14 protein-coding genes are annotated in these 15,255 nt (G+C 71.0%); 10 read left to right on the forward strand and 4 right to left on the reverse strand.

The features are described 5' to 3' along the window. Positions 1–75: 75 nt before the first annotated feature. The 3 genes from ACE3N6_RS11195 to ACE3N6_RS11205 all read left to right on the forward strand — a co-directional run bounded on the left by ACE3N6_RS11195 (position 76) and on the right by ACE3N6_RS11205 (position 3,749). Positions 76–1,368, forward strand: coding sequence for an HD-GYP domain-containing protein (locus ACE3N6_RS11195; RefSeq protein ID WP_374245786.1), 1,293 nt, complete (start codon positions 76–78; stop codon positions 1,366–1,368). After that, positions 1,365–3,290: an ATP-binding protein gene (locus ACE3N6_RS11200; RefSeq protein WP_374245788.1), complete on the forward strand. Its 1,926-nt coding sequence runs from the start codon at positions 1,365–1,367 to the stop codon at positions 3,288–3,290. Before ACE3N6_RS11195 ends, ACE3N6_RS11200 begins: the two co-directional genes overlap by 4 nt. 147 nt (positions 3,291–3,437) lie before the next feature. Then, positions 3,438–3,749, forward strand: coding sequence for a hypothetical protein (locus tag ACE3N6_RS11205; protein WP_374245790.1), 312 nt, complete (start codon positions 3,438–3,440; stop codon positions 3,747–3,749). On the opposite strand, the gene ACE3N6_RS11210 is transcribed toward ACE3N6_RS11205, so the two are convergent. The 3 genes from ACE3N6_RS11210 to ACE3N6_RS11220 form a co-directional block, all read right to left on the reverse strand. After that, complete coding sequence (locus ACE3N6_RS11210; RefSeq protein ID WP_374245792.1) at positions 3,733–4,173, reverse strand: hypothetical protein; 441 nt, start codon at positions 4,171–4,173, stop codon at positions 3,733–3,735. The genes ACE3N6_RS11205 and ACE3N6_RS11210 overlap by 17 nt on opposite strands. Before the next feature lie 48 nt (positions 4,174–4,221). Next, positions 4,222–4,887 (reverse strand): MOSC domain-containing protein, encoded by a 666-nt coding sequence (locus ACE3N6_RS11215; protein WP_374245794.1) that lies wholly within the window; start codon positions 4,885–4,887, stop codon positions 4,222–4,224. Positions 4,888–4,949: 62 nt separating this feature from the next. Then, complete coding sequence (locus ACE3N6_RS11220) at positions 4,950–5,846, reverse strand: ROK family protein (RefSeq protein ID WP_374245796.1); 897 nt, start codon at positions 5,844–5,846, stop codon at positions 4,950–4,952. Between the two features lie 120 nt (positions 5,847–5,966). Between ACE3N6_RS11220 and ACE3N6_RS11225 the strand changes: the two genes are divergently transcribed. Genes ACE3N6_RS11225 through ACE3N6_RS11240 form a run of 4 tightly spaced genes read left to right on the forward strand, consistent with a single transcriptional unit; the run spans position 5,967 to position 12,120 of the window. Continuing rightward, the gene (locus tag ACE3N6_RS11225; RefSeq protein WP_374245798.1) at positions 5,967–7,328 is read left to right on the forward strand and encodes a DUF4062 domain-containing protein; all 1,362 of its coding nucleotides are present in this window, start codon (positions 5,967–5,969) and stop codon (positions 7,326–7,328) included. Between the two features lie 11 nt (positions 7,329–7,339). Further along, positions 7,340–8,275 (forward strand): AAA family ATPase, encoded by a 936-nt coding sequence (locus tag ACE3N6_RS11230; RefSeq protein WP_374245800.1) that lies wholly within the window; start codon positions 7,340–7,342, stop codon positions 8,273–8,275. Continuing rightward, complete coding sequence (locus tag ACE3N6_RS11235; protein WP_374245802.1) at positions 8,272–9,399, forward strand: VWA domain-containing protein; 1,128 nt, start codon at positions 8,272–8,274, stop codon at positions 9,397–9,399. The genes ACE3N6_RS11230 and ACE3N6_RS11235 overlap by 4 nt, the downstream gene beginning before the upstream one ends. Positions 9,400–9,405: 6 nt before the next feature. Further along, positions 9,406–12,120: a TIR domain-containing protein gene (locus tag ACE3N6_RS11240; protein WP_374245804.1), complete on the forward strand. Its 2,715-nt coding sequence runs from the start codon at positions 9,406–9,408 to the stop codon at positions 12,118–12,120. Here the strand turns inward: ACE3N6_RS11240 and rarD are convergent. Next, on the reverse strand, positions 12,101–13,003 hold the full coding sequence (rarD, locus tag ACE3N6_RS11245) for an EamA family transporter RarD (protein ID WP_374245806.1): 903 nt from the start codon (positions 13,001–13,003) through the stop codon (positions 12,101–12,103). The genes ACE3N6_RS11240 and rarD overlap by 20 nt on opposite strands. A 113-nt stretch (positions 13,004–13,116) precedes the next feature. Between rarD and ACE3N6_RS11250 the strand changes: the two genes are divergently transcribed. From ACE3N6_RS11250 to rsgA, 3 genes are all read left to right on the forward strand, one after another. Continuing rightward, positions 13,117–13,443: a DUF1840 domain-containing protein gene (locus ACE3N6_RS11250; RefSeq protein ID WP_374245810.1), complete on the forward strand. Its 327-nt coding sequence runs from the start codon at positions 13,117–13,119 to the stop codon at positions 13,441–13,443. A 21-nt stretch (positions 13,444–13,464) separates the two neighbouring features. Further along, on the forward strand, positions 13,465–13,830 hold the full coding sequence (locus ACE3N6_RS11255; protein WP_374245812.1) for a hypothetical protein: 366 nt from the start codon (positions 13,465–13,467) through the stop codon (positions 13,828–13,830). 249 nt (positions 13,831–14,079) lie between these two features. Then, on the forward strand, positions 14,080–15,168 hold the full coding sequence (gene rsgA, locus ACE3N6_RS11260; RefSeq protein WP_374245814.1) for a ribosome small subunit-dependent GTPase A: 1,089 nt from the start codon (positions 14,080–14,082) through the stop codon (positions 15,166–15,168). The last annotated feature ends 87 nt before the right edge of the window (positions 15,169–15,255 follow it).

Below are 15,255 nucleotides of genomic sequence, written 5' to 3' on the forward strand. Positions count from 1 at the left end.
GCCCCGGCGCGGCGACGCCCTAAACTTCCCGGAGCCCCCGCCGAAAAAGGGGCATCTTCCCCCGTTGCCCGAACCATGCCGCCCGAGCCCTCCCAGGACCACCTCGTCACGCCCGAGCAGTTGTGCGTCGGCCTGTTCGTCCACCTCGAACTGCCCTGGTTCAGCCACCCGTTCAGCTTCAACAGCTTCAAGATCCGCTCGGCCGACCAGCTCAAGACCCTGCGCGAGCTGGGCGTCACCCGCTTCCGCTACGACCCCGAGCGCTCCGACGTGCAGCCCCGCGGCACTGCGCCGGCCCCCGCCCCCACCCCGCCGGCGCCGCCGCCGGCCGACGACGACCTCAGCGCCAGCGAAGCCCTGGCCGCCAAGCGCGAGCGCATCGCCCGCCTCGCCGAACGCAAGCGTCAGGTCATCGAGGTGGAGAAAGCCTTCGTGAAGGCCGCCGGGGTGATGCGCAGCATCAACAAGAACCTCTTCGCCCGCCCCAAGGAATGCCTCGAAGAGGTGGACGAGCTGGTCAATCAGATGGTGGTCGCCTTCCTCGACCGTCCCGAAGCCGCCCTCCACGTGATGGGCGAACACGCCGCCGGCGAAGACGCCTACTTCCACGGCCTCAACGTCTCCATCCTGGCGATGATGCTGGCCAAGGATCTGGGCTTCACCCGCAGCCAGAGCCAGCTCCTGGGGGTGGGCGCGCTGCTCCACGACGTGGGCCTCGCCGACATCCCCGAGCGGGTGGCGCGGGCGAAGCACGAACTCACCACCCCCGAACGCAACCTGCGCGAGCTGCACTGCGAATACGGCGTGCGTCTGGGCAAGCAGATCGGCCTGCCCGATCCGGTGCTGCGCATCATCGCCCAGCACCACGAGCTGGCCGACGGCAGCGGCTACCCGCGCCACCTCAAGGGCGAGCAGATCGACCCCCTCGCCCGGCTGGTGTCGCTGGTCAACTACTACGACAACCTGTGCAACCCGGGCGACCTCGCCAAGGCCCTCACCCCCCACGAGGCCCTCTCGCTGATGTTCGCCCAGCGCCGCGCCAAGTTCGACGTGCAGGCCCTGCAGGTGATGATCCGCAGCCTCGGCGTCTATCCGCCGGGCTCGGTGGTGCGCCTGTCCAACGACGCCCTGGCCCTCGTCTCGTCGGTCAATCCGGCGCGCCCCCTGCGCCCGTGGGTCACCGTCTTCGACCCCGACATCCCCCGCGACGAGGCCATCATGCTCGACCTCGAACAGGAGCCCGACATCAACATCGCCAAGGCCCTGCGCCCGGTTCACCTGCCGCCCGACGTCTATGAATACCTCAGCCCCCGCAAGCGCGTGACCTACTACTTCGACGCCGACGCCCGGCCGGGGCGCAGACCATGAACGGCCGCTACCAGGACATCCTGCTCGACGCCGCCGGGGAAATCCTGCTGCTGGTAGACCCGGCCAGCCTCGCCATCCTCGCCGCCAGCCCGGCCAGCGGCCGCCTCCTCGGCCGGCCGGCGGAGACCCTGGTCGGGCTGCCGATCACCGAGATCGAGTGCGCCCTGTCCGACATCTTCTTCTGGGAAGAGGTTCGGGCCGGCGGCATCACCGACGAGCAGACCATGGAGGGCCTCTACCGGCGCGCCGACGGCACCCTGCTGGAAGCCCGCAAGACCGTGCGCCGCCTGCCCGAAGGCGTGCTGGTGTGCGCGGTGGACGTGGGCGCCCAGCGCCGCGCCGAAGGCGGCCTGGCCGCGATGGGCTCGCGCCTGCGGGCCACCCTCGAAGCCACCGCCGACGGCATCCTGGTGCTGGACGGCCACGGCCGCATCGTGAACATGAACCGCCGCCTCGCCGGCCTGTGGCAGCTCCCCGAAAGCCTGCTCGCCCGCCACGACGACGAAGCCATCCTGGCGCACCTGATCGACGCGGTGCAAGACCCCGCCGCCCTGCGCGCGCTCCTCACCACCCACAGCCAGGACCCCAGCGAGACCTTCGACACCCTGCCCCTGCGGGACGGGCGCATCTTCGAGGCCAGCTCCCGCCCCGCCCGCCACGACGACGAGGTGATCGGCCGGGTGTTCTGCATCACCGACGTCACCGAACGCCACCGGGCCGAGCAGGCCCTGATCGCCGCCCGCGACGCCGCCACCTCCGCCAGCAAGGCCAAGAGCGATTTCCTGGCGATGATGTCCCACGAGATCCGCACCCCGATGAACGGCATCATCGGCATGGCCCAGCTCCTGCGCATGACCCCCCAGACCGACGAGCAGCGGGACTACATCGCCACCATCCTGTCCAGCAGCGAGGCCCTGCTGTCGATCATCAACGACATCCTCGACTACTCCAAGATCGAAGCCCGCAAGCTCAACCTCGAACGGATCCCCTTCGACCTGCGTCAGGTCGTCACCGACGTGGACAAGCTGTTCCGCCAGAAAGCCGTCGAACAGGGCCTGGCCTTCTCCACCGCGGTGACCAGCGACGTGCCCCAGCTGCTGGTGGGCGACCCGGTGCGGGTGCGGCAGATCCTGGTCAACCTCGTCAGCAACGCCTTCAAGTTCACCGCCCGCGGGCACATCGACGTGCGGGTGGCGGTGGGCGAGCGCCACGACGGGCGGGTCCGGCTCGACGCCCGGGTCACCGACAGCGGCATCGGCATCTCGCCCGAAAAGTGCCGCATGATCTTCACCCCCTTCGAGCAGGCCGACATGTCCACCACCCGCCGCTACGGCGGCACCGGCCTGGGCCTGTCCATCTGCCGCATGCTGTGCGACCTGATGGAAGGCGAGATCGGGGTGGACAGCCAGGAAGGCCGCGGCTCCTGTTTCTGGTTCACCCTGCGCCTCGACGTGGGCGCCGGCGAAGAGAACAGCCCCGCCCGCACCGCGCCGCGGCCGATCCTGCGCAAGGGCACCCGCATCCTGGTGGCCGAGGACAACCCCATCAACTGCACCGTGATCGCCCGGATGCTCGAACACTTCGGCGCCACCGACATCGTCTTCGCCGCCAACGGCCAAGACGCCCTCGCCCGCTGCGACGAAGGCCGCTTCGACCTGATCTTCATGGACGCCCGCATGCCGCGGATGGACGGCCTCGCCGCCACCCGCGCCCTGCGCGAACGGGGCATCGACACCTACATCGTCGGGGTGAGTGCCGACGCCATGAGCGAGGAACGGGACGCCGCCCTCGCCGCCGGGATGGACGACTACCTGCCCAAGCCCATCAGCCAGATCGCCCTGGCCGCCGCCATCGAAAGCTGGCGCCAGCGGCTGGTGGCCATCCACCACCTTCAGCAGCACCGCGACGGCGACAAAATGTAAGCCCCCCTCGCCGCCCCGCCCGGCCCACCGGGCCCGGCGCCGCGCGTGCCCGCAGGTTTGCTTACAACTCCACGGCAACGGGCCGGCCGGCGCCGGCTATCCTCGACGCGATCCAGGCAGCGCGCCTGCCCACCGAGGAGAACCCAAATGAAAGACATCCGCCGGACCGTCGCCGCCGCCCTGCTCGGCAGCCTGGCCCTCAGCCTGTCCGCCCCCGCCAGCGCCCACGGCGGAGGCGGCTGGGGCCACGAGGGCTGGGAAGAGCGCCATCACCGGCACCATCGCCATGCCCCCCGGTGGGGCGGCTACGGCTACACCTACGCCCCGGCGCCGGTCTATGCCGCGCCGCCGGTGGTGGTGGATCGCCCGGTGGTCTATCGGCCTGCGCCGGTCTATGCCTACCCGGCCGCGCCGGCGATCACCATCGGCCTGCCGTCGCTGGTCATTCCCCTGCGCTGACGCGCAGCGCTGCCCGGCCCGCACCCACGCCGGGCAGCGGGCACGGCAGCACAAACGGCAGCAGCCCCGCCACCGCCTCGCCCTCGCCCGCCGGCCGCAAGCTCGACTCGACGCAGCAGATCTGGGCCTGGGTGAAATCCTCGATGTAGGCCCGCAGGATCGTCACGATCCCCTCGCTGCCCGCCTCCATCAGCAGCGCCACGCGGTCGTCGATCTCCGCCCGATCGGCCGCGTAGAAGGTTTCGTCCCCCCGCTGGATGTGCTTCCGCCAGTAGCTCTCCACCAGCCCGAGGGTCAGCCGGGACGACAGGAAGAACAGGCGCTGGGCCACGTCCACCTGGGCCAGCGTCACCCGCCCGAGGAGTTCGGCGAGGGGCAACGGGCACGGGGTGGCGGAATCGGGCAGGGCGGGGCGTGGCGACATGTTCGGGGTCTCGTGTTACGGTCGGGCGGACCGAGTTCCTGTTTTAGCCTAGCGGCCGGTAGAGTCAAGCAACCATGCCGCACGGTCGCGCAAACGGCGCGCCCAGTCGGCGTTGAGCCCCGGCGCAGCGCCCAGCCGGGCCAGCTCGGCGGCGTCGGGACGGTGGCTGGTGTGAGCCGCCCACAGGCGGGCAAGGGTCAGCCCCGGGGCCGGTCGCTCCAGCAGCGTCAGGCTGTCGCCCGCGCCCACCAGGCCCGGCGCCAGCACCCGGAAGTACCAGCCGGTGCAGCCCAGGTCGGCGATCAGCCGCGACATGGGGTCGTGCCCCAGGCGGTGGCTGATCTTCCAGCAGGGCTGGCGCGGCTGGCTCACCTGCAGGCGACAGGTGCCCGCGGCGTAGATGTCGCCGATGCACACCGTGGCCTCCACCAGGCCCACGCCCGACAGGTTCTCGCCCAGCACGCCGGGCACCAGTTGCGCGGCCAGGGCCGGCACCCGGGCGGCCAGCGCCGCGTAGTGCTCCGCCGGGTAGTAATGCACCGCCTTCTCGGGGCCACCGTGCACGCGCCGGTCGCCCTGCGCGTCCCCCGCCAGCCCCTGCGGGCCGACCGCCACCGGGCCGCTCACCGGGAACTTGAAGATGCCGGTCTGCTGCCCTTCCGGCGGCAGGGGGCGGAGGCTTCCGACATAAACGGCGTTTATCGACGCATTCATCGAGCTGAAATATAAAGCCACAAAATCAAACGTCGCCCATTTTGCGCCCGACAGTCCCCCTGTCAAGCCGGCCAGAGCCAGGCCGCGCCCCGCACGCCCGACGAGTCGCCATGAACGGCCCGCACGATCCGGGTGGCCACCGCATCCGAAAACACGTGCGGCCCCCAGCGCCGGGGCACTTCCCGATAAAGCGCTTCGATGTTGGAGAGCCCGCCGCCCAGCACGATCACGTCCGGGTCGAGCAGGTTGATAACCCCCGCCAGGGCCCGCGCCAGCCGGTCGGCGTAGCGGGCCAGGGTGGCCGTGGCGGCCGGTTCGCCCGCCGTGGCCGCGGCGACGATCTGCGCCGGCGACAGCGCCGCGCCGCCCATCCGGCGGTGATCCGCCGCCAGCCCGGGGCCGGAGAGATAAGTCTCCACGCAGCCCGCGCGCCCGCAGTAACAGGCCGGCAGCGGCAGATCGACGCCCGCGGGCAGGGGCAGCGGGTTGTGGCCCCACTCGCCGGCGATGGCGTTGGGGCCTTCCAGCACCCGCCCGCCCACCACGATCCCGCCGCCCACCCCGGTGCCCAGGATCACCCCGAACACCACGTCGGCCCCGGCGGCGGCGCCATCGGCCGCCTCCGACAGGGCAAAGCAGTTGGCGTCGTTGGCCAGCCGCACCGGCCGCCCCAGCAGCCGGGCCAGGTCGTCCTGCAGGGGCTGGCCGATCAGGCAGGTGGAGTTGGCGTTCTTGACCAGCCCGGTGCGCCGCGACAGCGCCCCCGGCATGCCCACCCCCACGCTGCCGCGCCGGCCCAGCTCGCCCTCCACCGCCGTCACCAGCCCGACCACCGCCGCCAGGGTGGCCGAATAGTCGCCCTGGGGGGTTGCCACCCGGCGCCGGGCGAGCACCTCGCCCCCGTCGCCAAGGGCGACGATCTCGATCTTGGTGCCGCCCAGGTCGATGCCGATCCGCATGGTGCTACCCTCTCCCAAAAGTGATGGCCCGATGATAAGTCCCCCGGCCCCGTGGCACAGCGGCGCAGGCTGGCATATTCTTCAGGGCAGGCACAACTTCCCCCCGCCGCCCGCCGCGCCATGCCCCACGAAGCCGACCTCCCGGAAATCCGGCAGATCTTCCTGAGCGCCACCGCCCAGGACTGCAAGACCTACCGGGAAGCCGTGCGCGACTTCATCGAAGACAACATCGAGCACGCCAAGATCTTCCTCCAGGAGAACTGGGCCGAGGGCGGCCACTTTGTCGAGCCGGTGTGCAAGCGCAAGGTGGACGAGTGCCACGCCTACCTGGGGCTCTTCGGCTTCCGCTACGGCTGGACGCCTCCGCTGCAGCGCTGCTCCATCACCGAGCTGGAGTTCCGCTGGGCGGTGAACCGCTGGGGCGAGGGCGAAGCGCCGATCTTCGTGCTGCGCCCCCGCCCCGGCACCGAGGCCGAGCAGCACCTGCGCGAGCAGGCCGCCCGCTTCCACGACCAGCAGCCCCCCGCCGACGCCGAGGCCGACCGGGCCGCCCAGCGCGCCTTTCTCGCCCGCGTCGACCAATGGGCCTCCAACGGGCGCATCCAGGTCTTCTACGACAACCAGCGGCAACTGGAGACCCGCGCCGCCTTCTGCATCGCCAACTGGGATCTCCACGTCCTGCGCAAGGCCCGCCGCGGCCGCTTCCAGGCCCCGGGCGACATCGACCGGGGCGAGCTTGGGCGGATCGGCCGCAAGGCCCAGATCGACGCCCTCCTCGACGCCATCGACGCCTTCCAGGCCCGCCCGACCGAACGGGCCGCCGCCTTCCTCATCCACGGCCCCGAAAACCACGGCCAGGCCGAATTCATCGAATACCTGCGCGGCAGCGACGACCTGTGGGACGGCATGGACGTCTGCTGCGGCCAGGCCGACGAACCCGACAGCGCCGAATCCCTGGTGTGCTGGGTGTGCAGCCAGCTGGGCGAACCCCTGCTTGGCGAGCCCACCGTCGACGCCCTCGCCGGCCTCCTCGCCGCCCGGCTGGCCAAGCGCTCGGTGGTGCTGATCCTGCGCAGCGTCGGGCACGCCGGCGGGCACCTCGCGCTGTTCCACCGGCGCTTCTGGCAACCCCTGCGCGACGCCCTCGCGAGCCGCCCGGCGGCGGTCGGAGGAGGCCGCCTGCTGTGCTTCGTCGCCGACCACGCCCCCCTCGCCGACCCGCCCGAGCCCGGCTTCGTTGCCGACGACCCCGGCGCCGGCAACCTCGACTACCGCCAGATCGTCGCCCTGCCGCCCCTCGCCCCCATCACCGCCCGCCAGGTACGCGACTGGCTCGGCGAGATCCGCAAGAGCGCCAAGGTGTTCGTGGAAGACGACGAGCGCCGCAGCATCGCCGACTACGCCACCACCCCCGACGGCAACCCGCCTAACGTCTTTGACCGACTGAACCGCCACGGCTTCTGGAAGAGCCGCGCCCGCTGAGGACCGCCACCGTGCCCCACACCCCCGCCTACGCCGAATTCACCGGCACCCGCGCCGCCCACTACGTGGCCGCGCCCCACACCGCCACCATCGTCAACCTCGCCATCCGCCTGGGCCGCCCGCTGCTGGTCGAAGGCGAAGCCGGCTGCGGCAAGACCCGCCTCGCCGCCGCCATCGCCGAAGAGCTGGGCGTCGGCCTCACCGCGATGACCGTCAAGAGCACCAGCCAGGCCCGCGACCTGCTCTACCGCTTCGACGCCCTGCGCCGCCTCCAGGACGCCCAGGACCCCGCCAACACCGCCGCCCGCCAGGTGCACCCCTACATCGAGCTGGAGCCCCTCGGCCACGCCATCCGCGAAGGCAAGCCCCAGGTGGTGCTCATCGACGAGGTGGACAAGGCCGACATCGACTTCCCCAACGATCTGCTCGACGTGCTCGACCGCTTCGAGTTCGACATCGAAGACCTGCCCCGCACCGAGGACGACGCCTGCCGCGCGGCGCGGGGCCACGGCCGCCACGTGGCCGGCCCGGCAGACGGCGTGCGCCCCATCGTGCTCATCACCAGCAACCGCGAAAAGCAGCTCCCCGAACCCTTCCTGCGCCGCTGCCTGTACGTCCAGCTCGACTTCCCCACCGACCCCGCGATGCTCGCCGAGATCGTCCGCAAGAACCTCGCCGCCCACGGCGACGCCATCGGCGACGAACTCATCGCCGGCGCCGTCGAGCGCCTGTGCCGCATCCGCGAGCGCGGCCGCGAGCTGGGCATGCAGAAACCCCCCGCCACCTCCGAGCTGGTGGACTGGGTGCGCGTGCTCCACTGGCAGGGCCGCAAGGCCGAAGCCGTGTCGGTGGACGCCCTCGACGCCGTCGATCAGGCCATCCTCTTCAAGGTGCGCCAGGACATCGAGCGCTACCGCGCCCGCACCGACGACGAGGCCCGCCGGTGAGCGACACCCTGCCGCCCCTGCTGCTGGGGCTGTTCCGCGAACTCAAGGCGGCCGGCGTGCCGGTGGGCGTGCGCGACTACCTGGACGGCCTCGAAGCCCTGCGCCTGGGCTTCGGCCAGGGCAGCCGCGCCGCCCTGCGCGAACTCGCCATCGCCCTGTGGGGCCGCAGCGACGAAGAACGCCGCCTCATCGCCCGCTGGTTCGACGTGCTGCCCGCGCCCCCCGACGCCCTCGCCGCCGCCATCGACGACCAGCTCGACCGTCTCGACACCCCCCTCCCCGAACCCGCCGGAACGCCCACCGCCCCGGCGACCCGGCCCCCGGCCCTGCCCGGCGCCGGCACCACGCCCGCCCCCGCGCCGGGCCTTCCCGCCGACGCCAGCGCCACCCAGGCCGAGCGCGCCCGGGTCGCCTTCGCCGCCGCCCGCGAAGGCAGCGGCCTGCTCATCCCGCGCCTCGCCAGCGCCCCCGCCATCGGCGAAGACTACGTCCTCACCCCCCAAGCCCTCGTCAGCCCGCGGGACATGGCCGTGCTGTGGCGCCGCTACCGGCGCAGCACCCGCCACGGCCCGCGCACCGAGATGGACCTCGCCGCCACCCTGCGCGAACGCTGCCGCCGCGGCCTGCTGTGCCGCCCGGTGTGCCGCCCCCGCCGCAGCAACAGCGCCCGGCTGCTGATCCTCGCCGACGCCAGCCCCAGCATGGACCCGTGGCGCCCCCTCCTCGCCACCCTCGCCAGCTCCCTGCCCCTGGGCCGGCTGGCCCGGGCCGAAGTGCGCTACTTCAGCAACCAGCCCCGCCGACACCTCTACGCCACCTCCGCCCTCACCGACCCCGAGCCCCGCGACGACGTACTGCGCCGCCACGCCGGCGCCGCCCTGCTGGTGGTGAGCGACGCCGGCAGCGCCCGGGGCGCCCTCAACCGCCGCCGCGCCATCCAGACCGCCGACTTCCTCGACGAAACCCGGCGCCTGTTCCCCACCGCCGTGTGGCTCAACCCCATGCCGCGGCAACGCTGGGCCGGCACCACCGCCGGCCTCATCGCCGCCGGCCCGGTGCCCATGCTGCCGGTGGACGCCCCCCACCTGCTGCGCGCCATCGACATCCTGCGCGGCAACAAATAGACCGCCATGCCCTATCCCGCCGCCCTCGGCCAACGCCCGCTGGAAACCCACGAAGCCTACGCCGCGCTGGAACAGTACGTCGCCGACTACGGCCGCGACCCGCTGCTCCTGCTCATGCACGCCGCGGTGCCCGAAACCCTGCGGCCGGATCTGCTCAACCTCATCCGGGTGAACTTCCTCGCCACCCACGGGCCCGACCCCAGCCTCGAGGCCGACGTGCTGTTCTCGCCCCTCGCCACCGCCCTGGGCGGCGGCTACTACCGCATCGACGCCCAGGTGCGCTGGCATTGCCTGGTGATGCTGCGCTCCCTCTACCGCCACGACCCGCGCCCGCGCATCCGGCGCATCGCCGAGCTGCTGTGGCGCTACGTGGAAGCCCGCGAACACCAGGCCAGCCGCGCCGCCGACCCGCAGCTGGCCGAATTCCTCGACATCCAGCGCTGGGTCGCCCTGGCCTTCCTCGAACCCGCCAGCGCCGCCCACGCCTTCGCCGACGCCCTTCGCCAGACCCACGCCGACGGCAGCACCGTGGCCCTGCGCCTGGGCGGCCTCGCCGCCGCCATCGAGCTGCCCCTCGCCGGCCAGCCCGAACTCCTCGCCTACGCCCGCGGCCTCGACGCCCTCGCCAGCGGCAACGACGCCGAAGCCGAGCGCCTGCTGGGCGCCCTGGGCAACGACGAGATCCGGGTGGGCGACATCGTGCTGAAGGCGCCGGAAGCAGTGCTGGCAGATTACCGGGCGGGCGCCCCGCAACCCGACCCCGCAGCCGCCCCCCCGCGCCGGCGCTGCCTCGCGATCCAGGCCGCGGGCCGCCGGATCGACCGCGCCACCGGGCGCGAACTGGACATGGACGCCGCCTACCAGGCCATCCGCGAGCCCCTCGCCGCGGCGGGCATCGACTGCCTCCGGGCAGACCTGCCGGGCGGCTTCCCCGAGAGCTGGCAAGGCCTTATCCGCGACATCTTGAGCGTCGATCTGGTGATCTGCGACCTCAGCGCGCAAGACCCCGCGACGCTCTACCTCACCGGCATCAGCCTCGCGCTGCGGCGCGGCAACGTCTTCGTCGTGGCCGACCGGCAGTTCCCCGGCCAGGCGCTGCCGGCCTGGCTCCCGGTCAGGCTCACCTACCCCGACCCGGCCCGCGGCACGGCCGACGACCCCGGCTACGAAGCCCGCGAAGTGCTCGCCGCCAAGATCCAGCTCTTCGTCGTCGATCCGCTCCAGGCCGGCGACTCCGCCGCCAACCCGGTCTTCACCGTGCTCACCAGGGCCCCCTCCGGTCTAGACGCTCCGCCCACGCTCCAACCGGCCGACGCGCCCGAAGCGCCCCCACCCACGGGCGACCTCGCCAACACCTGCCACGTGATCCAGGGCTTCGCCCGCCAGACCGACTTCCTCACCGGCCGCAGCCTCGACCTGGACAAATCCTTCGCGGTGATCGAGCACGCGGTGAAGGCCAGCGGGCTCGATTGCGTGTGGTTCGACGACGCCCCGGCCGAACTGCCCGAACAGGCCCTCGACCTCCTCCTGCGCGCGCCCCTCGCCATCGTCGACCTCTCCGCCGGCCTGCCCGACATCTTCATCCAGCTCGGCCTGCGCCATGGCCTGCGCCCCGGCAGCACCCTGCTCCTCGCCGAAGCGGGCTACCGCACCCCGCCCGAGCTATCCCCGCTGCGCATCCTGCGCTACAAGCATGGCGGCAACGAAATGGACAGCGCCGAAGCCCAGCGCCTGCAATCCGAAATCACCCGCTGGCTCAAGGAAGCCATGGCCAACCCGGCCGTGGACAGCCCGGTCTACGCCGCCCTCCCCAACCTGCGCCCGCCCGTGCGTCGCCCGCCCACGCCCGAACCGGAGCCCCTCGCCCAAGACCCCGTCCCGCCCCAGTCGCGGCCACGGGTGTTCATCTCCTACGTCCACGAATACCGCCAGTACGCCGCCCCCCTCGCCCGGGTGCTGCGCGCCGAAGGCATCGACGTGGCCTGGGACATGGACCTCATGGCCGGCGACGCCTGGCAGGAGAAGCTCACCGCGATGCTCGACGAAGCCGACGCGCTGGTGGCCGTGGCCGGCAAGCTCACTGATGGCCGGCCGAATCCGCTGGCCGAGATCGAGCGGGCGAAGCAGCAGGGCAAGCGGATCTTCCCGGTGTTCGTTGATCCTCTCGGCCCGTCATATGAACCGACCTTCCCCGCCTCCATCCAGGCCGCCAACATCGACGACATGGGCAACATCCTGTGGCTGTCAAGAGCGACAGAGGAATACCTGCGCTCGGCCGTCATCGCCCGAAGCGCCCGCCAGATCGCCAGAGCCCTCTCGACGAACACAAGGTCCCCAAGCACGACGACTGATCTACACAAACTCAGATCTCAGTTCGTTCAGCAAGTGAAAAATCTGGTGCTAGACCGCTTGACACCCCTTTGGGGACGCCGCCTCATAGCCGAGAACGCTTTTCATTTAGATGACTTCTCCGTAGGGATGCATCAGACACTCTCACTGTTCGAATCACTCCTTCTTGACTGCACACGCATACTTGGACCGGATCACCCAGAGACTCTCGGAGTTCGCCGCCACGTAGCAGAGTGCAAAGCACGGCTCGGCAACACAACCCAGGCATTAGCTCTGTTTACCGCCCTCCTGCCCGATTGTCAGAGGCTGCTCGGGCCTAATCACCCCGAAACTCTATCAGTCCGCACGCACATCACTGCACTTTCAGCCTAGGAGCCGCCCGATATTTCTGCCAGCCGCTCCAGCTGTAGCACACCAGCCCGATCCAGATCAGCGCGAAGGTGGCGAGCCGGGCCGGCGGCAGATCCTCGCCGAACAGCCACACCGCGGTGACCAGCTGCATCGTCGGGTTGATGTACATCAGCATGCCCACGGTGGCCAGATTGAGGCGCTGGGTGGCGGCGGCAAACAACATCAGCGGCAGCGCCGTCAGCACCCCGGACATGGCCAGCAGGAACAGCGTGGTGCCGTCGTGGCCGGCGAACACCCCATGCCCCTGCGCGCCCTGCCACAAGGCGTAAGCGCCCACCGGCGGCAGCATGGTGAGGGTCTCGAGCCACAGGCCGGAGATCGCATCCACCGGCACCTGCTTTCGCACCAGCCCGTACAGCCCGAAGGTGCCGCCCAGGAACAGCGACACCCACGGCAGGCTGCCCAGCGCGGCAAACTCGTTGCCCACCGCCGCCACCGCCAGCCCCACGGCCAGCCACTCCTTGGCGTTCAGGCGCTCCTTGAGCACCAGCAGGCCCAGCATCACATTGACCAGCGGGGTGAGGAAGTAGCCCAGGCTCGCGGCGATCACCAGGCGCTGGTCCACCGCCCACAGAAAGCCCAGCCAGTTGGCGCCCACCAGCAGCGCCGCCAGCGCCAGCCGCGGCACCGCGCCGGGGTGGCGGGCCGCCGCGCCGAGCCGGCGCCAGCCCCGGTTGGCGGTGATGACGAGGGTCACGAGCACGCACGCCCACAGGGCGCGGTTGCACAGCACGTCGGCCGGGCTCACGTGGCCCAGCTGGCGGAAGAACAGCGGAAAGAAACCCCAGATGCCGTAGGCACCGAGGCCGAAGCCGATCCCGGCGAGGGTTCTGCCTTTGTCCACGAGAGGGCGCCCACAAGATTCGGAGCCGCACGATAGCACCGCCCACCGGCGATGACCGTTCGGGTTTTCCCACGCGCTACAATGGCAACATTCCATTGCAAGGACGGCCCGCCATGCTCATCGTCTTCAAATCGCCCGCCAGCGGCGACGTCATCATGTTCGAGAAGAACGGCAAGGAAATGCTCACCGTGCTCGGCAAGGACGCGGCCGACCCCAAGGGCATCGTCACCGTCGAACAACTGCCCGCCGCCATCGCCGCCCTCAAGGCCGCCATCGACGCCGACAAGGCCCGCAAGGCCGAACAGCCCGACGACGAAGCCGGCGCCGACGAGCCCAAGACCCCGGGCGGCGCGGTCAGCTTCTTCCAGCGCGCGGTGCCGCTGCTCGAGCTGCTCGAACGCTCCCTGAAAGACAAGGTGCCGGTCACCTGGGGCGTCTGACCGGGCCGGAACCCCGCCGCCATGACCCAGCGCGACATCGATCTGGCCCTCGACGTGGTGCGCGAACACCTGCCCGATCTGGGCATCCCGCGCCGCCAGTGCACCCGCCGCCTGTCGCCGGCGGGCCGGGTGCTCGGCCAGTACCGCTGGCACTCCGACACCCTGCGCCTCAACCCGCGCTACCTCGCCCGCCTGTCCGACGACGACGCGCTGGATCTGCTCGACACCCTGCTCCACGAACTCCTCCACAAGGCCTCGCCCCTCTGGAAGCAGCTGCGCGACAGCTTCCGCCCCCACCCCGAGATCTGGCTGCTCGCCGAAGCCCTCGCCCGACAGCTCGGGCCCGCCTACCTCGCCCGCCGCCGCCAGCCCGACGCCAGCGCCTGAACGGCCCCGTTCGGGCGGCGTTCAGCTTCCTTGATTTCCCCTGCCCCCGTGGCTAACATCGATTTGCGCAGCCACATTCGGCGCGCGTCTTTCATCGAGGTCTGGATGTTGGAGCTTGCAGTAATCCGATAACCCGATCCCTGCTCCGGCAGGTGCATTCAGGTTGTCGCGATCAAAAACGTTTGGCGTGCCGCCCGCTGGTGGCCTGCCGTTTCTGTTCGTTCAGATTACTGCCCATGGTTTTCCAACATGACCACTTCCAGGCCCAGAGCGCGCGCCCACGCACCCGCCCCTTCCCACGCGCCCGCCCCTTCATTTCACACGCCCCACGCCGGCGAAGCCATCGCCCGGGTGACGGCGGTCGATCGCGACCAGTACCTCGTCCGGCATGCGGCGCATGAAGTGCCCGCACGCCTCACCGGCCGGGCCGTCCACGCCGCCGACTCCCCGCTGGATCTGCCCTGCGTCGGCGACTGGGTCAGCGTGACGTATCACGACGCCGGCACCCACGCGAGCATCGTCGGCATCCTGCCGCGCACGTCGTTCCTGAGACGGCGCCGCCCCGGCGGCAACGCTGAGTTCCAGATGATCGCCGCCAACATCGATGTGGCCTTCATCGTCCAGTCCTGCCACTTCGATTTCAACGTGCGACGACTCGAACGCTATCTCGTCATGACGCGCGACGGGCACATCGAGCCGGTCATCCTGCTGACCAAGACCGACCTGATCGCCCCGGCGACGCTGGACAACTTGCTGGCGACCATTCGCCGCGCAGGCATCGGCGCCCGCGTCATCCCCCTCAGCAACGTGAGCGGGCAGGGCCTTGAGGCGGTTCGCGACCTGATCCAGCCCGGGCAGACTTGCTGCCTGCTCGGCTCCTCCGGCGTCGGCAAGACGACGCTCGTCAATGGCCTGGTTGGCCAATCGGAGCTGGCCACCGGCGCGGTGAGCCACTCCGGCGAGGGCCGGCATACGACCACCCGGCGTCAGCTCATCGCGCTTGAAAACGGCGGGCTGCTGATCGACATGCCGGGCATGCGCGAACTGGGCATGCTCGATGTCGGCGACGGCCTCGACGCCAGCTTTGCCGATGTCGAGGCCGCGTCAATCAACTGCCGCTTCGCCAACTGCACGCACACCGGCGAGCCGGGCTGCGCCATCCAGCGGGCCATCGCCCAGGGCGAGCTGGACCCGGCCCAGCTGCAGAGCTACCGGAAGCTCAAGAAGGAATCCGAGTTTCTCGGCATGTCCCACCCCGAAAGGCGCAGGAAGGATCGCGCCTTCGGAAAGATCGTGCGGGCCACCGTCAAGGCCAGAGGGAGGCGGCCCGACGATTAGCAGGCGGCAGGGGGCGTTTCCCGGCGTGCCGGAAGACGCCCCCTGCCGCGCCCGCGCCGGATTGCCGATGCCGTCGCGGCGCAGCCC

The organism is Zoogloea sp. (assembly GCF_041904905.1).
GTDB lineage: Bacteria > Pseudomonadota > Gammaproteobacteria > Burkholderiales > Rhodocyclaceae > Zoogloea.